Annotated in this window: 13 protein-coding genes, 1 tRNA gene and 1 pseudogene; 9 read left to right on the top strand and 6 right to left on the bottom strand. The window is 35.7% G+C overall.

The annotated features are described in order from the left end of the window. The first annotated feature begins 1 nt into the window (after position 1). From A9G35_RS11400 to A9G35_RS11415, 4 genes and pseudogenes are all read left to right on the top strand, one after another. Positions 2-1090, top strand: a complete 1089-nt coding sequence (locus A9G35_RS11400; protein WP_065636966.1) for a microcin C ABC transporter permease YejB — start codon at positions 2-4, stop codon at positions 1088-1090. Next, the gene (locus tag A9G35_RS11405; protein WP_065636967.1) at positions 1090-2118 is read left to right on the top strand and encodes an ABC transporter permease; all 1029 of its coding nucleotides are present in this window, start codon (positions 1090-1092) and stop codon (positions 2116-2118) included. The genes A9G35_RS11400 and A9G35_RS11405 overlap by 1 nt, the downstream gene beginning before the upstream one ends. Then, a pseudogene (yejF, locus tag A9G35_RS11410) lies at positions 2118-3701 on the top strand (microcin C ABC transporter ATP-binding protein YejF); the annotation flags it as partial. The gene A9G35_RS11405 and the pseudogene yejF, both read left to right, overlap by 1 nt. A 375-nt stretch (positions 3702-4076) precedes the next feature. Then, entirely contained in the window at positions 4077-5108 is a 1032-nt protein-coding gene (locus A9G35_RS11415) for a LacI family DNA-binding transcriptional regulator (RefSeq protein ID WP_065636969.1), read from the top strand. 96 nt (positions 5109-5204) lie between these two features. Here the strand turns inward: A9G35_RS11415 and A9G35_RS11420 are convergent. Further along, a tRNA-Pro gene (locus A9G35_RS11420) sits at positions 5205-5281 on the bottom strand. A 71-nt stretch (positions 5282-5352) separates the two neighbouring features. After that, positions 5353-6489 (bottom strand): tRNA guanosine(34) transglycosylase Tgt, encoded by a 1137-nt coding sequence (tgt, locus tag A9G35_RS11425; protein WP_065636970.1) that lies wholly within the window; start codon positions 6487-6489, stop codon positions 5353-5355. Between the two features lie 138 nt (positions 6490-6627). On the opposite strand from tgt, the gene A9G35_RS11430 reads away from it, so the two are divergent. Continuing rightward, positions 6628-7299 (top strand): M48 family metalloprotease, encoded by a 672-nt coding sequence (locus A9G35_RS11430; RefSeq protein ID WP_141673872.1) that lies wholly within the window; start codon positions 6628-6630, stop codon positions 7297-7299. Positions 7300-7386: 87 nt separating this feature from the next. Here A9G35_RS11430 and queA read toward each other — a convergent pair whose 3' ends face one another. After that, positions 7387-8418, bottom strand: a complete 1032-nt coding sequence (queA, locus tag A9G35_RS11435; RefSeq protein ID WP_065636972.1) for a tRNA preQ1(34) S-adenosylmethionine ribosyltransferase-isomerase QueA — start codon at positions 8416-8418, stop codon at positions 7387-7389. 152 nt (positions 8419-8570) lie between these two features. Between queA and A9G35_RS11440 the strand changes: the two genes are divergently transcribed. From A9G35_RS11440 to A9G35_RS11450, 3 genes are all read left to right on the top strand, one after another. Beyond that, positions 8571-9329, top strand: coding sequence for a M48 family metalloprotease (locus A9G35_RS11440; RefSeq protein ID WP_065636973.1), 759 nt, complete (start codon positions 8571-8573; stop codon positions 9327-9329). A 617-nt stretch (positions 9330-9946) separates the two neighbouring features. Next, a complete protein-coding gene (locus A9G35_RS11445) occupies positions 9947-13549 on the top strand; it encodes a hypothetical protein (protein WP_141673873.1) in 3603 nt (1200 codons plus the stop codon). Then, on the top strand, positions 13549-23235 hold the full coding sequence (locus A9G35_RS11450; protein ID WP_065636975.1) for an SdrD B-like domain-containing protein: 9687 nt from the start codon (positions 13549-13551) through the stop codon (positions 23233-23235). Before A9G35_RS11445 ends, A9G35_RS11450 begins: the two co-directional genes overlap by 1 nt. A 215-nt stretch (positions 23236-23450) precedes the next feature. Here the strand turns inward: A9G35_RS11450 and A9G35_RS11455 are convergent, their stop codons facing one another. The 3 genes from A9G35_RS11455 to A9G35_RS11465 are packed head-to-tail and all read right to left on the bottom strand — an operon-like array spanning position 23451 to position 25076. Next, positions 23451-24299, bottom strand: a complete 849-nt coding sequence (locus A9G35_RS11455) for an IS3 family transposase (RefSeq protein ID WP_141673874.1) — start codon at positions 24297-24299, stop codon at positions 23451-23453. Continuing rightward, positions 24287-24586, bottom strand: coding sequence for an IS3 family transposase (locus tag A9G35_RS11460; protein ID WP_065636977.1), 300 nt, complete (start codon positions 24584-24586; stop codon positions 24287-24289). The genes A9G35_RS11455 and A9G35_RS11460 overlap by 13 nt, the downstream gene beginning before the upstream one ends. 58 nt (positions 24587-24644) lie before the next feature. Further along, entirely contained in the window at positions 24645-25076 is a 432-nt protein-coding gene (locus tag A9G35_RS11465) for a pyridoxal-phosphate dependent enzyme (protein WP_081300125.1), read from the bottom strand. Between the two features lie 357 nt (positions 25077-25433). Here A9G35_RS11465 and A9G35_RS11470 point away from each other — a divergent pair, with 357 nt between their 5' ends. Then, on the top strand, positions 25434-25733 hold the full coding sequence (locus tag A9G35_RS11470) for a transposase (protein WP_065585449.1): 300 nt from the start codon (positions 25434-25436) through the stop codon (positions 25731-25733). Positions 25734-25954: the final 221 nt, after the last annotated feature.

Consider the following 25954-nt stretch of genomic DNA (forward strand, 5'->3'; position numbering starts at 1 on the left):
TATGTTAAATTATTTTATTCGTCGACTGTTGCTGATTATTCCAACATTGTTTGTGATTTTGACTATCAACTTTTTTATTGTACAAGTTGCGCCTGGTGGGCCTGTTGATCAGGCACTAGCCATGATTGAAAATGGCCCGCAAGCAGGGCAAGGATTATTGCCAGGGAGTGGTGACTCGTCAATATCCGTACAGCAGTATAAAAACGAATCAAATTATCGAGGTTCTCGTGGGCTTGATCCTCAAGTTATCGCAATGATAGAAAAGCAGTACGGCTTTGATAAACCGATATTTGAACGTTATATCGAAACACTAAAGAAATATATATTATTTGATTTTGGTAATAGTTTTTTTAAAAGTGAATCGGTACTAGGTTTAATTGCCAAAAGTTTACCTGTTTCAATTTCATTGGGATTATGGAGTACTTTGATTGTTTATCTCATTTCAATCCCGTTAGGCATTCGCAAAGCAGTGAAAGATGGTTCTGCATTTGATTTTTGGTCAAGTACATTAATTATTATTGGCTATGCGATACCTGCTTTTTTATTAGCGGTTTTATTTATTGTATTATTTGCTGGCGGTAGTTATTGGGATATTTTTCCTCTACGTGGGCTAATATCGAACCATTTTGAGCAACTCAATTTTTGGGGCAAAATAAAAGACTACGCATGGCATATTTGTTTACCCACTATTGCAATGGTTATTGGCGGTTTTGCATCACTCACCATGCTAACTAAAAATTCATTTTTAGATGAAATCCGCAAACAATATGTAATAACCGCACGTGCTAAAGGATTAAGTGAAAGAAAAATTTTATATAAACATGTTTTTCGCAATGCAACATTGCTGATTGTATCAGGCTTTCCTGCAGCTTTTGTTGGTATTTTATTTACTGGTTCATTATTGATTGAAATTATCTTTTCGCTTAATGGACTTGGGCTATTGGGATATGAGGCAATTATACAACGTGATTACCCAGTGATTTTTGGTTCATTGTATATCTTTACATTAATCAGCCTTATTACTAAATTATTATCTGATTTATCTTATATGATGATTGACCCACGTATTGACTTTGAGGCTCGCAACTAATGACCACCCATTACTCTATTAATCAACAGCGTTGGCAACGATTTAAACAGAATCGTCGTGGTTATTACTCACTTTGGTTATTTATGATCTGTTTTGTGATTAGCTTATTTGCTGATTTTATTGTTAACGATAGACCAATTTTTATTAAATATCAGGATAATTACTATTCGCCGATTTTTCATTTTTATCCAGAAACGGAATTTGGTGGACAATTAGCCACACAAACTAACTTTCTTGATCCTGCTGTACAAAATAAAATAGAAACTAATGGCTGGATTTTATGGGCGCCATTTCGTTATAGCTACAATACATTAATTTATGATACATCCAACACGTTTCCAACGCCGCCTTCGGCATCACATTGGTTAGGCACCACCGATGCAGGTTTCGATGTATTTGCCAATATTTTATACGGTTTTCGCATATCTATGTTTTTTGCGATTTTCTTGACGATTTTTACTTCAATTATTGGTGTCATTTTTGGGGCTATACAAGGCTATTATGGAGGTAAAATTGATCTAATTGGTCAACGTTTCATAGAAATATGGAGTGGGTTACCTGAGCTATTTGTTATTATTCTATTAGCCAGTATTTTACCGCTTAATTTTTGGTGGTTATTAGGTATTACCGTATTATTTGGTTGGATGGCTTTAGTAGGTGTAGTGCGTACTGAATTTTTGCGTACTCGCAATTTTGATTATATTCGTGCAGCTAAAGCAATGGGAGTTAGTGATACTAAAATTATGTTTCGTCATATCTTGCCTAATGCCATGGTGGCAACATTAACCTTTTTACCTTTTATACTTTGTGGCTCGATAACAACACTAACAGCGCTAGATTTTTTAGGTTTTGGTTTACCGATTGATTCGCCATCACTAGGACGATTATTACTACAAGGTAAAAACAATCTACAAGCTCCTTGGCTTGGCATCAGTTCATTTTTAGTTATTGCAACTTTACTGTCACTGCTTATTTTTATTGGTGAAGCAGTAAGAGATGCATTTGATCCAAACAAAGGAGTGTATTAATGAGTTCTCCTTTATTATCCGTTCAGGATTTAAGTGTTGCATTTAAACGTGGTACGCATTTACTATCGCAAGTAGTAAGTAATGTTAGTTTTGATATTAATGAGCAAGAAACACTTGCTTTAGTGGGAGAGTCAGGCTCAGGGAAAAGCATTACCGCATTATCAATTTTACGACTACTACGTAAAGAACAAGTGGTATACCCTACTGGTGATATTTTGTTTGAAGGAAAATCATTATTACATGCGCCAGATAAAGAACTTCGTAAAGTTCGTGGCAATGAAATTAGCATGATCTTCCAAGAACCGATGGTGTCATTAAATCCTCTACATACAGTTGAAAAGCAACTTTATGAAGTGCTGGCGTTACATCGAGGAATGAAGCGTAATCAAGCTCGTGGCGAAATTTTACAATACCTTGATCGTGTAGGCATTAAGGAACCAAAAAGTAAATTATCAGCTTATCCTCATCAACTATCTGGTGGCGAAAGGCAGCGAGTAATGATTGCTATGGCAATATTAACGCATCCAAAGTTACTTATTGCTGACGAACCGACAACAGCACTAGATGTATCTGTACAGGCGCAAATTATTCAGTTACTAAAAGAGTTAAAGAAAGAACTCAATATGAGTATGCTTTTTATTTCGCATAACCTTGGTATTGTTAAAAAGCTTGCTGATAAAGTGGCTGTTATGCAACAAGGCCAAATTATCGAATACAATAATAAACAGCGTATCTTTTTACGTCCACAGCATGAATATACTCAAACACTATTGAATTCAGAGCCAAAAGGTGAACCTGTGCCATTGCCCGATGCACCTGGAATATTACTTAATGTTAATCACCTTAATGTTGAAGTCATTACCAAAAAACGTTTATTTAGCAGCCAAAAGAAGAAAATTATCAACAATATTGGTTTTGCTGTACATCAAGGTGAAACGGTTGGAATTGTTGGTGAATCAGGATCGGGAAAAAGTACTACAGCACTAGCTATTCTACGATTGATTAAATCACAGGGCAATATTGTATTTGACAGCCATCCGATACAAAATTTAACTGGTAAAAGATTATTACCATTTCGAAGCCGTATCCAAGTAGTATTTCAAGATCCGTTCTCTTCTCTTAATCCTCGCCTCAATGTTGAGCAAATTATTAGTGAAGGATTAATGACTCATAAAAAACTAAACAAAGTTCAGCGTGAACAAGCGGTAATCGATATTATGCAAGAAGTTGGGCTTGATCCAGATATGCGTTATCGCTATCCGACCGAGTTTTCTGGAGGGCAACGTCAACGAATAGCTATTGCTAGAGCTTTAATTTTACAGCCTGAATTATTGATTTTAGACGAACCTACTTCATCGTTGGATCATACTATTCAAAAACAAATTATTAATTTACTGAAATCATTGCAAGAAAAGCATCAGCTTAGTTATTTGTTTATTAGCCATGATTTAGCGTTGGTTTACACTATGTGTCACCAAGTGGTTGTTATGAAAGATGGTAGTATTATTGAGCAAGGCTCACGTGAGAAGATCTTCTATTCTCCTGAAGATGAATACACAAAAGCATTACTTTCATTTTTAGATAAACGACCTCGCAAAAAAAATAAGACTTTGATACATGTAGACAAAGTTGAAAATTTGGGGAAAACTGAAAAAATAGAAAGCACAACAGAATTTGCTGATAACGATAATGCTCAACAACAACAAAATAACAATCAAGGCATAGAAAAAAAGGTTAATTGGGGTGATGCATTGTTGATGCGCAAAAAATAAATTGTAGGGATAACAATATGATTCTATGTAATTATTCTAATTAGAAAGTGTAAACAAAACAACTAATTCCTACATATAAAATCATCATATAAGACATAATTAATGATAGTCTTCTATTAGTTTTCTATTTTTAAGGTAAAGTTTGTATAAATAAGAAGATTAAATAAAAGTCAATCGGGATGAAAGATGCAGGATACCAAAAAGCGTAGGAGTACAGGACAAATTACTTTATTTGATGTTGCTAAACATGCAGGTGTAGGAGCTATGACGGTATCTAGAGCGTTACGAACACCGGAACTAGTATCAGATAAGCTTAGGCAAAAAATTCAACTTGCAGTTGATACGTTAGGATACAAACCTAATATTGCAGCCAGTTTATTAGCATCTGCCTCTTCCAATCAAGTTATTGCGATTATTACAACGAAAATATATGACCATTCAGCTCAACTATTGCTCGACTCATTACAAGCAAATTTAATAAAAAAAGGTTATACAACATTTATCATAGAGTCTTATCATTATCATAAGTCTGAATCACAATTATTAGACACACTTTACAGTCATAATCTTGAAGCAATATTGTTATTTTATGTTGAAAATGAAAATCTTATAAAGAAAATTGCTCAGAATAAAACTGTGCCAATTATGAATGTTGGGAAAAAGTATGATGAATTAATCAATATTAATGTTGAAGTTGATGATAGTTTTGCAATGTATAAGTTAACTGAATATGTTATTAAAAAAGGTTACCAAAATATTGCATTATTGTGTGCTAATCAACAATACCACCTTTTTCAACAACGCTTACATGGTTGGTATAAAGCGATGCTTACTTATCATTTACCTTCCCATCGGATTGTTAATGCAGCCAAACCAGCAAATTTTAGCACAGGAGCTGAATTGTTACCCGATATCCTTTTAAATTGGTCAGAACTTGACGCCCTAATTTGCACTACCGATGAATTAGCTTGTGGAGTACTGTATGAATGCCAGCGACGCCATATTCGTGTTCCTCATCAATTAGCTGTAAGTGGGTTTGGTGATAATGAATTTAGTCAAGTGAGCTTTCCTGCGTTAACAACAGTGGCGTTACAATCCTCAAAAATAGGAGGCTATACCGCAACTTTATTATTAAATAACCTAAAAAATACTGAAAAACAGCACAAGTCAGATTTGTCAGAATTACTACCAGTAATTAAATCACGCTCTAGTTTATAGTTTTTGGAAAAGACTATAAACTAGAGCAATATTTGATATCGCGTTTCTTAAGGGAATTATTGATGCTCAATTGTTTCTTATTTTTTTATTGAAAATTGGTCGGCGAGAGAGGATTCGAACCTCCGACCCACTGGTCCCAAACCAGTTGCGCTACCAAGCTGCGCTACTCGCCGTTGGAAGCGCATAATACTGCGCTTCCTAAAAAGTGTCAATACCTACGATAAAAATTTATTCTGCTATGTCCTTATTTCGGTAAAGGTGCTGGTGTTTTACCAATTCGTTGATAAAATTCAATGACGAAATCTTCGTAACGTTTATTCGCAACAGCTTCACGAATTTCAGCCATTAAGCGTTGATAATAACGTAAATTGTGGATGGTATTTAAACGTGCACCTAAAATTTCACCGCACTTATCTAAATGATGAAGATATGATTTAGTATAATTTTTGCAAGTATAACAATCACAATGAGGATCAAGCGGAGTAGTGTCGTCTTTATATTTTGCATTACGAATTTTAATCACCCCATTTGTGACAAATAAGTGACCATTACGTGCATTACGGGTTGGCATCACACAGTCAAACATATCAATACCTCGACGAACACCTTCAACTAAATCTTCAGGTTTACCCACGCCCATTAGGTAACGAGGTTTATCGGCTGGTAATTGTGGGCAAGTACCCTCCAAAATTCGATGCATATCAGCTTTAGGCTCTCCAACAGCTAATCCACCAACAGCGTAGCCATCAAAGCCTATTTCGGTCAATCCTTTAATTGAGATATCACGTAATTCTTGATGTATTCCGCCTTGCACAATACCAAAGAGTGCATTTTTGTTGCCTAATTCATCAAAACGCTTTCGGCTACGTTTAGCCCAACGTAAAGACATTTCCATTGATTTTTTGACATAATCCCAATCAGCAGGAAACGGGGCACATTCATCAAAAATCATCACAATATCAGAACCAAGATCATATTGAATTTCCATTGAAACCTCAGGTGATAAGAAAATCGAATCACCATTAATTGGATTACGGAAATAGACACCTTCCTCTTTGATTTTGCGAATATCACCTAAACTAAAGACTTGAAACCCTCCCGAATCGGTTAAAATTGGGCCATGCCACTGCATAAAATCATGTAAATCACCATGCTTTCGCATGATTTCTTGTCCAGGTCTTAACCATAAATGGAATGTATTGCCTAGTAATATTTGCGCTCCAGTTGCAGTAACCTCTTCTGGGGTCATGCCTTTTACTGTGCCATAAGTGCCAACAGGCATAAATGCAGGTGTTTCAACAGTATATTCGACTCCACGACGATCGAATTTCATACGTCCTCGACGAGCAAGTCCATCGGTATTGTCTAATTCAAATTTCATTTTTTAGTTAACCTCTTGCGACCAAATAAACAGTTTGGCGCTAATTATTGTTATAATACGTCGTCGTATTACTAATTTGCGGCGCTAGTTTACCGTGCAAAGGTACAATAGACAATATTTGAAGGGAGATTAAGGCATTTGAAGTGCATTGTTTTCTTTTTAATGTCATGTTTTTTATTGGTTGCTTGTCAATCCCAAAATAAAAAAACGACATTTATTATTACATCAGAACAAATTAAACACCTATCTGAACAAGATATAGAGGCTATTGGCGCACAAGTGTGTGCTGATTCAGATAAACGATCTGTTATTGCTAATGATAATAGTTGGCTCAACCAAAAACTTGAAAGGTTAACCGGAACGCTACCTAAAAAGATTAATAATATTGAAGTAAATTATAAAGTTTATTTAAATACAGATCCTAATGCATGGTCAACTGCTAGTGGCTGTATTCGCATAAACAGTGGGTTAATAAAATTATTAAACGATAATGAATTACAGGCAGTTTTAGCTCATGAACAAGCACATATTGCTCTTAAACATGCTATAAAATCATTTAGACTAGCCCCTTACGTTGAGATAACCAATAATGATGTAGTTATTCTTGTAAAAAAAGAGGTTGCTCAACAATATGAGTTTGAGGCCGATCATTATGCTTTGGAGTTATTAATGAGCAGAAATATAAATCCAACAGGGCTTGTAACTATGTTAAAAAAAATGCCCATTCATTCAACAAATAATACAACAACATCACATCCATCAAATATAAAACGTATTGATCGTATTTTAGAAAAATTAGGTACTATATAAGTATTTATATAGATAGGTTTAATATAGCCAATAAAGTTTGAGCTTAGTTTGATTTTATTGACTACTTTCTTGATATTTAAAATATTTTTAATTTTTTGCTGTAATAAACATAGCATCACCATAACTAAAAAATCGATAGTTTTCTTTAACGGCATGTTGGTAAGCCTTCATGGTATTTTCGTAACCAGCGAAGGCAGAAACAAGCATAATCAAAGTTGATTCAGGTAAATGAAAATTGGTTATAAGTGAATCAATGACCTTAAATTGATAGCCAGGATAAATAAAAATTTGGGTATTGGCAAAAAAAGGTGCTATTTTCCCTGTTTTTTGTGCTGCACTTTCTAAAGCTCGAACAGAAGTTGTTCCCACAGCAATAACTTTTTTGTTTCGTGCTTTACATGCTAACACCGCTTCCACAACAGTTTCTGGCACTTCAGCATATTCAGAGTGCATAATATGGTTTTCAATGTTTTCAACCCTAACTGGTTGGAATGTTCCAGCTCCAACGTGTAGAGTGACAAATGCCATTTCGACGCCTTTCTGTTTTAGTTTTTCTAATAAAGGTTTATCGAAATGAAGACCGGCCGTGGGTGCAGCAACGGCTCCTGGCACTTTACTATACACTGTTTGATAAACTTCACGATCTTGTTCATTATCAGGACGATCAATATATGGTGGTAATGGAATATGGCCTATTTTATTTAAAATAGTAAGTACATCATCAGGAAATTGTAATTCGAATAAAGCATTATGGCGTGCTAGCATGGTAACACTAATAGTGGTATCTTCTCCTAGAATAAGCTCAGCACCTGCTTTTGGTGATTTAGATGCTTTAATATGTGCAAGGGCTCGATTATCATCTAGCAATCTTTCTATTAATATTTCGATTTTTCCACCTGAAGCTTTTTTGCCATATAATCGAGCAGGAATGACTCTGGTATTATTAAAAATAAGCAGATCACCTGGGTTGATTTTATCAATAATATCTGTAAATACATTATTCTCAATTTTACCTGTGTAACTATCAAGTGATAAAAGCCGACATGCACTTCTTGTTTCTGAAGGATGTTTAGCAATTAGCTCTTTTGGGAGATAAAAATCAAAATCGGATAGCTGCATAATCGTGTTCCTCAAAAATGAGGCATTAGTCTAAAGCCCTGATATTGTCTAATCAAGCAATTATTTGTTGATTATTATAAAAGTTACGTTAAAATTTGGATTGTCTAAAAAAATTAGGCGTTTAACATTTATATTAATATAAGGAAAAGAGTATGAATAAACATCAAAAAACATTGTTGGTTGCACTACCTTTAGTTGCTGCAATGTCACTCGTTGGTTGTAAAAATATGAGCGCAGATGACTTAACTAGTCTTGGCATGAAAGGTTTGAAAGCTGCTACTCTAAGTGATAATGATGTAAAAGCATTAAGTCAACAATCATGTGCTGAAATGGATGCACACTCAAAAGTTGCTTCACCAAAAAGCGCTTATGCTAAACGATTAAAGAAAATTGCTAAAGCACTTGGTAATAACTTAGACGGTACACCAATTAACTATAAAGTTTATATCACAAAAGATGTTAATGCATGGGCAATGGCTAATGGTTGTGTTCGTGTTTATAGTGGTTTAATGGACATGATGACTGATAATGAAATTCAAGGTGTTTTAGGTCACGAATTAGGTCATGTTGCTTTAGGCCATAGTAAAAAAGCAATGCAGGTTGCTTATGCTACTGAAATCGCACGTGATGCTGCTGCAGCGTCAGGTAATGCAACAATAGCTTCTCTATCTAAATCTAAATTAGGGGCTTTAGCATCAGCAGTAATTAATTCTCAGTTTTCACAAAAACAAGAGCAAGATGCAGATAATTATTCTTTCGATTACTTAGTTAAAAGAAAAATTAATCCAGCAGGTCTAGCATCAGCATTTGATAAATTAGGTGGTGGTGATGCATCTATATTAAGTAGTCACCCATCTTCATCAGATCGCGCTAAAAACATCCGTAAAAAAATAGCAGATTTAAAAAAATAAATGCTGCGTAGCAGCCTAAGTTGAAAAGCGCCACTACGGCGCTTTTTTTATTTTTAAATTATTAAAATCAACTTATTCCTCAAAAATTAATATTCAAATAACCCCAAATACATAATGTGTAGGAGAACACCAATGGTTAGGCTACTGACTATAAAGCGTCTAGCTAAATTGGTGACAGTTATTTTTCTTTATGATATCAGCCTTTATCGCTTGTTTGTGATTGAGCGTTAATTTTGTTTTTTTGTGTATATTAATTATAGTATTTTATCAAATTACTGTAAATAACACGAGGAATTTCAACAAATAACTATTGAATATTTGGAATGATAAAGGTATTATTGCGACGAAAATTTTTTGATAATTAATCGTAAATAATTTTATTTTGTAATTATCTTTAAATTAATTGTTCGGGCATCAATCATCTTTGTTGGTATTAACTTTATATTTAAAACCAATACTAACTAAACGGTTTTTGATAGTTACTATAAATTGTAAAATTATGAATCCATTGTTTATAACGATGACATATTATTATATAAATTACGGATGCATTAATGGAAATTGTTGTATTAACTAATAAATAGACTGTTATTGTCACTGACAGTGGTTTATGGTTAATGAAAAAACAAACAATTGATATTAAGAAAAAGGAAGTAAGAGTAATGAAAAAACATAACTGGGTTCGGTATTTGCCTTGCCTGGGTGTAAGTGCCGCTTTTTTATTTAGTTCAAATACTATTTATGCTAACACACACCATGTACCTAAACTAAATGTTATTCGAGATGAATTTAATACAGAAGAGAAACTTAATCTCAGTATTTATAATCCAAAAGTGAAATTAACCTCTGATGGGTTATTTACCGCGCCAATGGGGTTTTATGTTTACACCAACTACCCAACAAAAATAGCCGAGTATCAAATCACAATTTACCGACAATCAGATTTGGATAATCAACGGCCTTTAAAAACGTTACGCTTTAGTGATATTAGCCCTTATGAAGCAGTATTATGGAATGGTGATACCAATAATGGTGAGCCGTTATCGATTGATACAGAATATAAAGCGATTTTAACCACAACCAGTCATACAGGTTTAAAAGATAATGTTTATGCGGTGATGTTTCGTACTCTTGGTCATGGTGTAACTCAAGAAAGCGATTTTGTATCCTATGCTAAATCAAACGTCGAAGTTGATTTGGTTAATAACGATACGTTATTTTATGGTCAGCTAAAATCCGACAGTACTATTCCTGGTTTTGGGCAAAGTCGTATCGATCATCAAGGTATTGTTACAGATGCTCAAGATCGTAAAGTTGTGATACAAATGAGCGGGTTGAGCGATAAGAAAGAAGTCACGTTAAATGGTCAGCGATTGGTGGTGGATAATCATGGTCGTGCCATGCGTGAGATGATTTTATCTCCGGGCGAATATCAATTTAATTTAAGTTGGCAAGATGAAAATGGTCAACTTCAATCCCAAAATGAGACATTGGTTGTTGAACAAGAAGACGATATTTTTTACGTAGGTATTGTAGATATCACTTATGCACAAAATAATGTGACAGGTGAAGGTAAAGCCATATTAGAAGAGGCTGACAGTCATCATTACAGTGGCAAAGGGAGTTGGGACGGTCGAGTTGCGTTCTATTTGAAGGCAAATAAAGGTGATTACCGTTTAACGGCCCATTTAGATACTACTGAAACCCAATTGAAAAATGCGTTTGGGCATTTAGGTGAAAAAGACCCGAGTCGTTTTGTGCGAGAGCTTGATCCACAATCTTACTATCCTATTTATGGTGATGATTCGACGACTGAAAGTGATGTTGATACAGAAGGTAAGTTTTATATCAAATTAGAAAAAGGAAAAAGTTACGGTTTATGGGGTAATTACAACACTCAAATTACAGGTAATGAGTTTGCTAATTTTAATCGCAGTTTATACGGAGCAAAGTTATACCATGAAAGCGAGGAAACCACACAATATGGAGATACGCGCACGTTAGCAACGGTTTTTTTATCTAATGGAGAGACACGAGGTAGCCATAATGAATTGGCGTCAACGGGCGGTAGTTTATACTTTCTAAAACATCAACGTATTACTGAAGGCAGTTTAAAACTGTCCATTGAAGTGCGTGACCGTGACACCGGTCGGGTCATTAGTACTAGCACGTTAACTGAAGGTGTGGATTATGAAGTTAATCAGTTTCAGGGACGGGTGATGTTAACCAAAGCATTGCCAATGACCAGTAATGGTGGCGTAGGTAGTTCAATTATTGAGGGCGGTGGTAACTTAGTCGGTGGCGATCCTGTGTGGATTATCGCTGAATATGAATATTATGCTGATGGTTTTGATTTAGACGGTCAAAAAGTGTTTGGTGGACGAGCTTATAATTGGCTCAATGACCATATTCGTATTGGCGGGACCTATATTAATGAAGACCAGTCAAGTGGTGATAATTATGAATTGAAAGGAGTTGATTTAATTCTTCGCCCAACTCAAGGTACCCATACTCAAATGGAATATGCTAAAACCAAAGCGGGATTAAGTGATATTTTTGTTTCAAGCAATGGGGGATTGTCATTTAATCAAACGGTACTGTCAGGTGATACACGGGGTGCTGCGTGGAAAGTTGAGCAAAAAATTGATTTCAATGATTTTACTGAGCAAGATATTCCATTGACCTTTAAAGGTTACTACTCAAAACAGCAGGAAGGTTTTTCAACTTTTGCTAAAGCGCGCAGCAGTGATTTAGAAGAGTGGGGCGGTGAACTGCGTTATGATTTTGAGCAAGACAAACAAGGTGTACTTGTGGGTTACAGTCAGGAAAATGATCTGGCTAACTATATTGAAAAAATTACTCGTGCGCAGTATTACACTACCTTAGGTGATGAGTATAAAGCCGCATTTGAGTTACTACACCGTAATGACCATAATTATGGTGAAAAGAGCACACATGAAGCATTAATTGCCGCTAAATTGGAGCGCAGTTTTTTTGCTGGTCGGGATAAAGGGTATATTATTCAGCAATTAACCATGGACAAATCGGGTGATGTGGCAGATGATAACCGTACCACGATTGGTTATAACTCACAAATTACCGATAGTATTAATGTTGGTGCAGAAATTTTTGCATCCAATCGGGGAGCTGGTGGCGGGCTTCAGGCGGGTTGGGATGTCAATGAGCAGACTAATTTGTACACAAAACTTTTAAATGATGTGGATTCTACTTCCGGACGAGGTATTACCACGGTAGTGGGGGGGCGCACCAAAGCGACCAGTGAGATGGAGCTCTATTCTGAGCGTCAATTTAAAACTAGCAAAATCGATCATACCACTTCTGATGTGTATGGCGTCAGTTATAAACCTACCGAAGCGCAATTTATTGAAGGCTCTTACTCCGTGGGGCGTGTAAACAACCGTAATCGTGACCGCACCAGTTTATCGGGTCATGATGAAACCCGTCGTGATATTTATGCGGCTGGTTACGGCTATAAAAATGATTGGTTTCAAATTCGTAATCGTCTGGAATATCGGATTGATCAAGGAGATGACCGAATAAGACAATGGGTGACCACCAATCGAGCAAAAACCATTGTCAGTGAAAACCTAAGCTGGTTGGCTCAGTTTGATTTTGCCAAAACTTTTGGTAATAAAGATAATTCGAATGATGTGGTAAGCAACTATACCGAATCAATGCTAGGTTTTGCTTATCGTCCAAAATTAATAAATAACCTGAATTTATTTGGGAAACTTACCTATGTTTATGGGTTAGATCCTGACGATCAGTTGATAGCGAATTCAACCTCATCGAGTGAAAAACGATATACCTCAAGTTTGTATGACCAAAAGAGTTGGGTATGGTCTTTAGAAGGTGTTTATGAATGGAATGCAAATTGGGAAACGGCGTTTAAAGCAGCCCATAGGCAAGGTCATTTACGTTATAAAAATGAAAGTAATTGGTACTCATCAGGAGCTAGTTTGTATGCACTGCGTATAAATTATAAGACAGGCGATTGGGAGTATCAGGTAGAAGGTCGTACGTTACGTACTGATTTAGCGAATGACCATAAAGATGGTTTTGTTACTAGTATTTATCGCAATATTGGTGATAATATTAAAATGGGAGTAGGTTATAACTTTACAGATTATAACGACAATTTAACGCACCTGAACTATCGTTCACACGGTTGGTTTGTCAATGTAGTAGGGAGTTTCTAATGGACAGTTGGCAAAGTGTAGAAATTGAAAAAGTTAAAATGCAAGTTGAAAGGAAATTACGCATATCAGGAGAAGAGATAATGCGAACTGAGCATAATGCAGCAGTGGATATGAAAGCGAAAAGTAGCAGGAAAACATGTGGCTATGGACAAAAGCCAATGTTCAAATGTGCAAAAGGATTCTTGGCTTCAGCCTTTATATCATTGATGACGATATCGGCGGCAAACGCGTTTCCGGTATCCGGTACGGTCTATTTGGACTATGATAACACGGCAACAAAAACAGAGATGCCATTAATTGGTTTGAAGGTTGAATTATATGATGACAAAGGTAATTTAGTTTCTAATGCTGACACAGATAGCAAAGGAAAATATGTATTAGAAGCACCAGCTTTAACCTCTTATAAGATTGTCGCAAAAACAGACAAAGATGAGGTTGTAGAAGATTCAGTCACACTCATAGCAGACACCGGTGAATCGAAAAATCTATTTTTAAAAGGTAAGGGTGGCGACATTCAGTTATCGATAAAAGATGATAAAGGAATGGGCGCAAAAAATATTCCAGTTAAATTCATTAATTCAGCGGTAGCTGGTGAATTGGAAATGGCATCTAAAGATAGCGGTGTGATAGAGATCAAAAATACGTTAAAAGAAATTTCGTATATCGCTGTAATCAATGTAAATTCTTTTATAGAAGATACAAGTAATGCAAAAAAATATGCATTATGGGATGCTACATTACCGGATAATACGCATGATTATGTAGAGAGCATGACATTCAATATGGACGGTGCCAATAAAGCAGGTACCTTCAATATTAAAGAGCGTAATGAATGGGGTATTGATGGTATAGTTGCAATCGATCAGGATAATAATGGTATCTATGGTGCCGATGTTGATACGGGTGCAATAGGGATGAATGTTGAGCTTTATTATCCGGGCACGACAACCAAAGTATTGGGCACAAAAACCATTACCACAAAGGAAAATGGTAAATATCATTTTGAAAATTTAGCTGTAGAAAGCTACGATATTAAAGTGACCAATGTTGCTGCACCTTATATCCCAGTAGGGAAAATGGAAGCAAAAGTTACAATATCGAATTCAACAGCTTTGACTAGCGGTCCAGACTTTTTACTACAAATAGACCCAAATGATACTAAGTTGCCTAGTATATCAGGTTATGTATTTGTTCTATCAGAACAACATATGCCAATGGGTCCCGACTCTGGTGAAAGTTTTAATACTTTACCTGCGGCAAACAGTATTTACTTTGAAACTCCAGTAGAACTTTACCAACATGATGGAATGACATGGAAAAAGATAGCAACTCAAAAATCGAATAAAAAAAATGGATTATATCAATTCCGTGGCTTGGCTAGTGGAAAAGACTATAAAGTTGTTCTTAAAGAATCAGGCATAGATTTAAATAAATATGCTTTTGTCAATGATACTGATGGTAAATCGTCTAGTACTTCACCTGAATCAAAAAGCCGTCATAAAGGTAGAGTAACTTTAAGTAATGGTAAACAAGATAATATTGGACCAAGAGAAATTACAATACCTAGTTTAGGACAAGGAATAAAGTCTAATCAAAACTTTTGGTATTCTCAGGTACGTTCTGATTTAGGTATGCTTAAGGTAGTAAGTAATATAGCTACCGCTAATAATAGATCAACTTGGGGGGGAGGTCTTAATGGTATTTCAACAACAACAGCTTCGACTTACATGAAAGTGTCTTTTTATGAGGAAGATGGCGTTACTCCAGTTCTTGATTCAAAAGGAAAACCATTAGTTGGAATTTACTATAGTCCGGGTTACTATGGTTTAATAGGAGAATTAAAGGTACCGGTAGAGCGTGCAGGTATATACGTTTATAAAATAGATGAAATTGATGATGGATTGATAATTGAACGCTCAACTACTAACTATGTATTAACAATATTACCAAGTAAATCAATAGATAGTAATATGGTTTTTAAACCTGAAAAACCAAATACTATTTCAGGTTATATTTACCTCAACAATAGTCATCCTGGTACTACAGGCAATTATGATCCTAATGTTGATATTCCTATTAGCGCTGCTCGAGTTTCGTTATATCGCAAACAACCTAATGGAAATTACAATTTAATTACGGATTTTGGTACAAATAGTGATGGTTTTTATAATCTGACCAACCTACCTGATGGTGAATATAAAGTTTATGCTAAACCACTTTTTGGTAGTCAAAGTAATGTTGGTTCAAATGATGTTGAGCTTGAAAACAATGATCAAGGCACAGGAGTACAGAAAAATCAATCAGTCATTGAATTAAATATCAGTGGTGGCAAGGTTTATAATACTAACACTAATTTTTGGTATAAGCTGAAAGAACAAGATTATATTATTCGTGGCAGTGTTCACTTAGACACAAATGATGAAGACGGTAAGAATAAGCTCAATGCACAACATGATTTCGGCCTTTTCGATGCAACAGTTTTACTTTGCCGTGACGGTAATGAAGATGATTGTATCGTTGGTGGTAAAAATTATATCGCTCATCAAATTACAGATAAAAGTGGCGAATTTAAATTTACCGGCATTGATGGTATTCATTCTGGCGTAAATTACATGATTAAAGCTGTACGTTCAGGAACCACTCCTGTAACCAACAGTAGTGAAGGACTTGCATCAACTTATACTGTGAAATTTGATAAGCTTGGACCACCAATAATTAAACGCTTTTTAATGCAAGGCGTTGCTGATGTTTATGTGTATCCTACCAACGATTTAGATGGTGATAGGAAAGCGAAAGGAGTATCTACGCCTGAGAATGGAAAAGGTAAATCTGTATTATATTTCTGGGATGGCAGTAATTATCAAGAGTGGAAAAAAGGTCTTGGAAACTTTTTTGATTCGGTTTTAATAAGAAATTTACCACAAGGAAAATACCGTATAATTCATAACACAGGTGCGGCGTATATCGATATTGCAGATATGGATCCTGAAACACCTGAAGGTACGTTAGACTTTGAAGTATTAGCGGATGGAACACTTGCTAATGGTATGAGTAACGAGCAATATTTGATGCAAGCAACTCTAGCAGCTTCAACTGTATCTGAAGGTGTATCTGGTAAAATTTACTTAGATATTACTGGATCTGGAAAAATTGGTGAGGCTGTTATACTGACCGAAGATGAATTAACTAATTATAATAAAGGTGTTTTGAGTGTAGAAGGGATTTTTACACCACGGATCTATCCAGGTTACTTTACTGGTAGTGTTGATTCAATTTTGTCAAAACCTGATTTTATTGATAATGAGGTGCAAAAAAACGGAAGTTTTGCTTACACTAAAGCAAATTCAACTCGTGGTAACATATATTTGACAAATATGTTATTACAATTAAAAGGTCTTGATACTAATCAATTTGAACTAGTTGCTAATAGTAGTCAACCTAAAGAAAGCTATTTACCAGATAATATAAAAAATAATCTGGAATATATGCAAGTTACGCCTAATAATTCAGGTGCACCTAATCAATATTGGTTATTGAAACTAAAAAATAATACTAAAATCAGTGGTCAACTTTATTATGACATTGATGATAACAGTATTTTTGAAGCCGATAAAAATGATGTGCCAATTTCAGGTGTGAGAGTTGAACTATATCGAAAAGGTGTGTTTTATAGCTACACGAAAACTGATGAACAGGGTAAATATAAATTTGAAAACCTATTTGATGACACCTATACCGTTAAAGTCACTGATACAGGTTTAGATAAGAGCCGATATGAATTGAAAAGCTCATCTAATTCTGCCGACGATATCAAAATTTCCCCAACAACGCCGTCTGTTTCGGGTGGTGATTTGGACTTTATCTATAAGAAGAATGGTGATGCTGCCATTACTGGTAAGGTTGTGGTTGATATTAACAATAATGGTCGTTTAGATATTAATTTTGATAAAACTGGTGATATGGCGGTATCCGGTGTCAGGGTTAACTTATATAAAAATGCGATTGACACAAATACTGAACCTTACCGTCATGTTGAAACCAATGATAAGGGGTATTATAGCTTTAGCGGTATTGATTTAAATACTACCTATATTGTGGAAGTGGTATTGCCAGAAGGTTATGGGGTTATCTCTAACGCCAATGACAATAGTAACACCAGTTTGGCACCAATTATGTTTGCCGATGTGGGGAGAACAGAGCAAAATCAATACTTTTTATTAGCGGGTAATACAAACCCTAACCCGTCAGCGGGGATTAATAGTTCGGAAGCAAAAGACAGTGGTATTTCTGGTAAAGCTGTAGTCGATGATATTAATTCGGAAAAACCTATCGCTGATATTCTTATTGGATTAATTGACGCAAATGGAAATATGGTTGCCCGTCAAAAAACCAACAGTGAAGGAGAATACCATTTTTATAACCTGATGAATGGTAAGTATAGTATTAATGTGGTTACTTCACCGGACGGTTATTCGCTGATCAGAAACAGTAAAGGTACTGCTCAACCATTAGATACGCTATCGAACATCCAATTAACTAATAAGGGTGAACATGAAAATAACTTCTATTATAAGGAAGCTAGTGTAAATGGTATTTCGGGTAATATTTATGTTGATTTTAACGATAGTAATAATTTAAAGGATTTAAATAACTTAAATTCCTATGCTCACTTGCTTGATAGTAAAATAAAGGCAACTATTGAGTTACGTAAAGGATTAGATGGCAAAGGTGAGTTATTGCTGTCAAAAGAAACCGTTGATGGCGCATACCAATTTGCTAATCTGATGTTTGGCGATACAGCAGACTACTCTGTTGTGTTGAAAATGGATACCTTGCCTGACTATGACTTTAAGTTAAGTAAAGCTGGCACAAATGCAAAAGATATTATTATTCCGGTTGCAAAATTACCGCAAGAAGGTTCATCGGATAACCACTATCTGGTAGTAGGTAAACAACAAATTGGAGGTCATGTCTGGATAGATATTAATGGAGATAAAGTTGAAGATAGTGATGAAGGTATTAATGACATAAATGTAACTTTAAAATATAAACCAGCCGATGCAAAGGAATATATTACTCTGTCTCAAACTCAGACCTCAAATACAGGTGAATATCTATTTAATAAATTACCGAAAAATGGTAACTATCAGGTTGTGGTTAGCACCCCAACAGGTACGGCATTGATACCTGATAAAGAAATCACCGGTAACAGTGATGTCTATACCTATTCATCATTGCAAGATAATGAGTTAAAAAATAGCACAGCGTATAAATATATCGGTGAGATTAATGGTCATATTAGTATTGATGTGGACAATAGCCAAAATAAAAATGCTGTTGATGCAAATTTAGCTGGTGTTAAGCTTATTTTGACCAATAAAAATGACAACACTATTGTTAAAAAAGTGACCACCGATAATGACGGTAACTTTAGTGTGGATAATTTGCCTTTAGGTGATTGGGTCATTACCGCAGATAGTTCACAAGATGTGAATGATTGGAGTGGTTATCAATTAAGCTATACCAATAATGGTGAAATTAATACAACTACGGTTGCCAAGGACTTATCATTAATCGTTACTCTTTCAGACAAACAACCTAATGTTAATGGGATAGAAATTGGTTACAGTGGAAGTTCTGTTATCAAAGGTTATGTGGTGCTTGATACCGATAATAATGGTAAATATAGCACAGATGATATGGGGTTAGGTGAATTAACACCAAAATTGACGTTAACTTCAGCTACTCAAGCATCCGGATTTACCGATAGAGAAATAACGATTGACAAAACAAGTGGTTATTTTGAAGTAACTGGGTTAAGTAAACATGATTATGAGTTAGTACTAGATGACAGTGATATTACTAATAAAGGTTATAAACTGGTCTTTAGCCCGAATAAAACAACGCCAGATATGGCAAGTAATACTGTAGTATTTAAGGTAAATGGTCCGAAAGACGATAGCTTCTCAAAAGATACTGTAGCTGAAGAACAAGCGTTTGGTTATTCAATCAATCGTACGATATCTGGTATTGTATACCTAGATGTTGTCGGTATTGGTGCAGATAAAGGTCATCAAGACTTTAATCCAGTATTGGCTAGTGCGGAAGTAAAAGCAGAAGCAATTGTCGATGGTAAAAAATTGACTCGTGTTGAAAAAACAAACAACGATGGTCAATTCACGTTACCTAACATCATTAATGGTGAGTGGTTTGTATCGGTATCACATCCAACAAGAGTTGATTTAATATACAGTTATTTTGTTGAAAAAGCGGTGTCGCCAAATAAAGAAAGTGCCGATGGTATTAGCTATAACGTAGAGGCAAGTACGGCAACTACTATTGAACTGGATTTAGGCATGAAAGGACAAAGTAGCATTAGTGGTAAGATTGTTTATGACAATGACACCAGTGGTGATCTTTCTGCTGCAGATACAGGTGTTGAAGGTTTAACTGTAGTATTGGGTAATGCCGATGATAAAACTCAAAGTTACTTAAGTGTATCGACCAATAGCCAAGGTGAATTTCATATTGCTAATTTATCGCAACATGACTATACACTAAAAGTGACAGACCCGTTGCGTAAGTTAAATGGTTATCAATTGAGCTTTAGTCCAAATGGTAAAAGCGAAATTGAGACGCTAAAAGTGAGTAGTGATAAAACTGACTTAACTGAACAAAATTTTGGTTATCAAGGCAACTTAGGTATTAGTGGCCATGTTTATCAGGATATTTTAGGTAATGGTATACATGATGCGACAAACTATCCGTTATTGTCAGATGTAGAAATTACGGCAGTCAGTGTAGCAAATAGTGATATTAAATATACGGCAAAAACTGACAGTACTGGTAAGTATAGTTTTGATACTTTAGTGCAAGGTAAATGGAAAATTAGCGTGACGAAATACCCGTCAGGCTGGCAATACAGCTACGTTGACTTTGTTTCACAAAATCCAATAACCAGTAATGGTGCAGGTGAAGTCATTGTTGAAGTAACGCCTGAAGCATTGGTAAGAAGAGGTGCTGGTTATAGCATAGACTTCGGTGCGAAAGGGAGTGCACAAATCAGTGGTCGTGTTGTAATTGATATGGATACAACGGACGGAAATTCGGTGATGGATATTGACCAACCACTAGCCAATATTCCAGTTCGTTTAAAAATGACAGGTGCAACTGGCTCAGGACAAGTAGAGGTTAAAACTGATGCAAAAGGCCAATACCATTTTGATGGATTAACAGCTTATGATAAATATGAAGTAGAAGTTGATGATAATGTAAACGAATTACAAGGTTATGAAATCAGCTTCAGCCCTGACAGCCCTGCGAATAAGCGTACTGTTGTTGACGTTACTAGTGTAACGGCACAAGTTACGGATGTTGACTATGGCTATAAAGGCCAAGGCAGTTTAGCAGGAACAATTTATCGCGATTATGCAGGTAAAGGGGTTCACGCAGATTACTTTGGTACCTTAGCCGATGTAAAGGTAAGTGTAAAAAATGTAAATAACAATGCCATTGTACTGACAGCAGTTAGTGATGAAAACGGTCATTACCAAATTGAACATATGGCTGCCGGTAAGTGGCAAGTAAGTATTGCCCCACCAGCAGGCTATGATTTTAGTTATGTAGGTGAAACCCAAGGTAATACTGGTGCGTCTGTAGCTAATGGCGTTGAGATTGAACTTAACGCAACAGCAAATACCAAATCGAAAGTCAATTTTGGTGTGAAAGGTCAGGCGAGCATCAGCGGTCAGGTTGTCATTGATGTCGATCCTGATGATGGTCAAGTCATTGCCCCACAGGATATTGGTATTGATACCATCTATGATAACTATGCTGTTGAGCTTTATGTTGGTGAACATTTAGTGAACGCTACTGAGGTAAAAACCAGTGGTAGTGATGTAACTGGATTAGGTCAATACCAATTTGAAAACTTGTCACATGGCATTGATTATCAGGTTAAAGTGAAAAGCCCAAGTAACAGCTATATCAGTAGCTTTATGTTGGTTGATACGACAATTACTCCTTCAACGAATCAAACTGATAACGAAATGAGTGAGACGTATCAATTTGCTCAGCCAACGGATAAAGTTGAAGGGGTAAGTTTTGCATGGAAAGGGAGTGCTAGTCTCAGCGGTAAGATTTACTTAGATAAAGATGATGACGGCATTTACACTTCGGAAACAGACTCTAGTATTAATGAGGTAGTGACTGTAACGTTAACCAATGAAGCGAACCCTGGTATTCAAGTTACTCGCACAATTAAGGCCGGTGAAGTCAGCTATGAAGTTGCCAATATTATCCCTGGTAAATGGAATATTGTTGTCAGTGGCATACCGACTACCCTAATGGCAAGTTTTGACCCTGATGATGCCCACCATGATGCTAATGGCTCGTTAAAAACACCACAAACCGTGGATATGGCAATCGTGGATGTGGTAGGTAATTTAACTGACCAAAACTTTGGTTATATCAATGGAGGTATTATCGAAGGTAAGTTAGTTCAAGACAGTGCCGGCGTTGGTTTGACGGGGCTAGCTAACCACTCAGGATTATCTGGAGTGAATGTCTACCTGCTAGACAGTAATAAAAAACATGTTATGGATAAAACAGGCAAACCAATGTTATCAACAACGGATAATAAAGGTAAGTTCAGCTTCCGTAACTTAGCGGTAGGAAGTCATGATGGTAACAGCATTACCCATAATATTCGGGTTCTTTACGGTGAATACAATGATGGGGTTGTTAGTTCAAATAGCAACAGTCCGTTGTATGAAAAAGTACCTTTCTTTGAAAAATATACTGATATCAAAGGTAATACCATTGAGCATGATCAAATAGATATATCTGCCCCGCCGTCATCAGTGACGTATAACGGTATGGGTGGTGCGCATACGATACCAGTAGCATTAAAAGATATGTCGATTACTTTTGCGAGTGCTGAGGTAAATGATATGGCGTTGGGTTACCGTGCAGCAGATGCGGATATTACTATCATCAAAACAGCGTTAAAAGATAACGTGGTGGTAGGTGATATTGTACCGTATACCCTTAAAGTCATTAACAATAAAGCACAAACAGCAAATATCAAAATTAAAGATATTTTACCGGCGGGCTTTAAATTTGTTAAGGGTTCATCACGAATTAATGGTAAGAAAGTGATGGATCCGAAAGGTGGCAGAACGGTGACGTATGAAAAGGTAAGTTTATCGGGTAATGGTGAAATGGTCATTAGTTACATGTTAGTTGTAGGCTCAGGTGTTACTCAAGGCGAGTATACCAATACGGCTATGGCGCTAAATACATTAACTGGTAAGGTGGTGTCAAATATAGCACAAGCAACAGTGACAGTGACGTCAGATCCATTATTTGATGACGCTTTAATTTTCGGAAAAGTGTTTATTGACAGAAATGGTAATGGTGTGCAGGATGAAGGTGAAGAAGGCCTTGGTGGCGTGAAATTAATCACGGTACGCGGAGAAATTATCACAACTGATGCACATGGTCGTTATCATTTAGTGGGCGTATCAGGCGGTCGTTGGGAGCGTGGCGGTAACTTTGTTATCAAACTTGACCCAAGAAGCTTACCGAAGGAATACCGTGTTAGTGGACGTAATCCTAAAGTAGTAAGGGTATCACCAGGCTTACCAAGTAAAGTCGACTTTGGTGTGATAGAAGTTCAGCCATAATTATTTAACCTAGATAAAATAACAGACAAGGATGTCTGTCATTAAAATATTACCCCGTTTATCGGGGTTTTTTTATTAAGAATTTGATTTAAGATAATTTATTGTCAATAACTTAACCAAATTTATAACCGCTTTCTATTATTTATTCACTTAATAAAGATTGTTTTAATTAATTCATTGTGTCAGGAGGTGTTAATTGGAATGGCAACACATTTTCAAACAAAAAAATTAAGGGGTAAGTGTTTTTTAAATTCAACGGGAGGCAAGTAGCCTAACGAAGAATGTAATCGTTTATGATTATACCAATAAGCATAAGCCGAAAAAGCGCGTTGTAACTCAGCCGTTGAGTTAAAACGTTGGTCTTTTACAAATTCCGTTTTAATTGTTTTAAATGTCGCTTCCGCTACCGCATTGTCATAAGGACACCCTTTCTTGCTTAATGAATGCGTGATATTAAATGTCTTAAAACAATCCGCTAATAACCGATTATCAAACTCTTTACCTCGGTCTGAATGAAATAAATCTAATTTCGATAATGGCAGTTTAATTTGGCTTAATGCCGACATAACAAGCTCTGCTGTTTTATGTTGACCAACATGGTAACCGACAATCTGCCTATCGGATAAGTTCACTAAAACACATAAATAGTTCCAACGTTGCTTAACTTGAATATAGGTTAAATCCGCAACAACAATTTGTTTTTTATCACCTACATCAAATTGTCGTTGCAGGTGATTTTCTGTGGCGGTTTCATTCACTTCCGTATTGTGAGATTGATAACGTTTAACGGTGTATTTTGATACCAGCAATAAGGCTTTCATCACCCGAGCAATGTAACGGCGTGACACCCAAATATTTTCTTTTTGTAAATCAAAACGAATTCGTCTTGTACCATAAGACTGATAGCTCTGATTAAATAGCGTCACGATTTTATCGGCATAAAGCCCTACTGATTTTTGTCTATTCAATTTACACTGATAATAAGCATAATATCTTGATAATCCTAAATATTGACATAGTTTTGTTATGCTATAACGATGTCGATTTGCTTTTAGGATAGCGATTTTCTTCCTATTATCAGTGCTGCTTGCTTTAGAATATCGTTTTCCATACGCAGCTGTTTAAGCTCTTTACGCAACGCGATTAGCTCTTGTTCTTGTGGACTGCGATTATCTTTTGTTTTAAATGAGCCACTTTGGCTTGATTGCGTTATCCAACGGTCCAATGCTGATGGCGTCAAATCATATTCTGCAACGATTTCACTACGTGATTTACCATGTTGATAAAGACTGACCATTTGCTGTTTAAAATCATCTGTGAATGTTCGTCTTTTGCGTTTAATCTTATTCATATTTGTTCCTTTTTTAGTTGTGATAAGTTTACCTTACCCCTTAAAAAAGTTGTATGAATTAGTGTAGCCGATCCACAGGATTAGAAAATTGATCTAAATTTATGTATTTATTTTCAGATTCCAAAATTTTTTTGGCGAGACGAATATGAGAACCAGGGCCTGTTTTATGATCGGAAAGAATAATTTTAGCACCATAACTTTCTAATGTTTTAATTTTTTCACGGCTGAAATTATCGGGGATAACTAAGTGAACTTTATAGCCAAGATTTATAGCTGAAAGTGTAATTCCTAAGTCTGTGTTGCCTCCTGTTGCTTCCAAAATTATTTTTTTATTATTTAAAATTCCACGTTGGTGGGCATCCACAACCATAAATTTACCAGGTCTAGATTTTACACTACCTCCTGGATTAAATTCTTCAAGTTTTACGAATATGGGTGCTTTTTTATAATCAAAAATATTTTTTAATTTTACAATGGGAGTATTGCCAATATAACATTATAATGTTTAACATATTATTTAATATATCCTTAACTTTAAAGTCACTTAATTATGAATACAATAAAAGCGTATTATTTGTACCCAGATATACAATGTTTAACAGCAAAAATAATTAATATATATGGAGAATATATTTAACTCAATTCTACTATAGCGTTTTCAGAGGGGGGGTCAAGAGGGAGATCACGGGGAAATGTGTCTAAAAAACGATCCAAGTATAAAAATAAATTTTATTGACACTCAATTAATAGAAACATCCAAAATAAATGACATTGGATCGGCTACACTAATTCATACAACTTTTTTAAGGGGTAAGGTAAACTTATCACAACTAAAAAAGGAACAAATATGAATAAGATTAAACGCAAAAGACGAACATTCACAGATGATTTTAAACACCAAATGGTCAGTCTTTATCAACATGGTAAATCACGTAGTGAAATCGTTGCCGAATATGATTTGACACCATCAGCTTTGGACCGTTGGATAACGCAATCAAGCCAAAGTGGCTCATTTAAAACAAAAGATAATCGCAGTCCACAAGAACAAGAGCTAATCGCGTTGCGTAAAGAGCTTAAACAACTCCGCATGGAAAACGATATTTTAAAGCAAGCAGCACTGATAATAGGGCGAAAATCGCTATCCTAAAAGCAAATCGACATCGTTATAGCATAACAAAGCTATGTCAATATTTAGGATTATCAAGATATTATGCTTATTATCAGTGTAAATTGAATAGACAAAAATCAGTAGGGCTTTATGCCGATAAAATCGTGACGCTATTTAATCAGAGCTATCAGTCTTATGGTACAAGACGAATTCGTTTTGATTTACAAAAAGAGAATATTTGGGTGTCACGCCGTTACATT

Origin of the sequence: Gilliamella sp. Choc5-1 (assembly GCF_001690595.1) — a bacterium.
GTDB lineage: Bacteria > Pseudomonadota > Gammaproteobacteria > Enterobacterales > Orbaceae > Gilliamella > Gilliamella apicola_M.

Coding starts and splice junctions, on each gene's coding strand:
- A9G35_RS11400 (WP_065636966.1), top strand. CDS start 2: ATGTTAAATTATTTTATTCGTCGACTGTTGCTGATTATTCCAACATTG.
- A9G35_RS11445 (WP_141673873.1), top strand. CDS start 9,947: ATGAAAAAACAAACAATTGATATTAAGAAAAAGGAAGTAAGAGTAATG.
- A9G35_RS11450 (WP_065636975.1), top strand. CDS start 13,549: ATGGACAGTTGGCAAAGTGTAGAAATTGAAAAAGTTAAAATGCAAGTT.
- A9G35_RS11440 (WP_065636973.1), top strand. CDS start 8,571: ATGAATAAACATCAAAAAACATTGTTGGTTGCACTACCTTTAGTTGCT.
- A9G35_RS11470 (WP_065585449.1), top strand. CDS start 25,434: ATGAATAAGATTAAACGCAAAAGACGAACATTCACAGATGATTTTAAA.
- A9G35_RS11405 (WP_065636967.1), top strand. CDS start 1,090: ATGACCACCCATTACTCTATTAATCAACAGCGTTGGCAACGATTTAAA.
- queA (WP_065636972.1), bottom strand. CDS start 8,418: ATGCAGCTATCCGATTTTGATTTTTATCTCCCAAAAGAGCTAATTGCT.
- A9G35_RS11460 (WP_065636977.1), bottom strand. CDS start 24,586: ATGAATAAGATTAAACGCAAAAGACGAACATTCACAGATGATTTTAAA.
- A9G35_RS11415 (WP_065636969.1), top strand. CDS start 4,077: ATGCAGGATACCAAAAAGCGTAGGAGTACAGGACAAATTACTTTATTT.
- tgt (WP_065636970.1), bottom strand. CDS start 6,489: ATGAAATTTGAATTAGACAATACCGATGGACTTGCTCGTCGAGGACGT.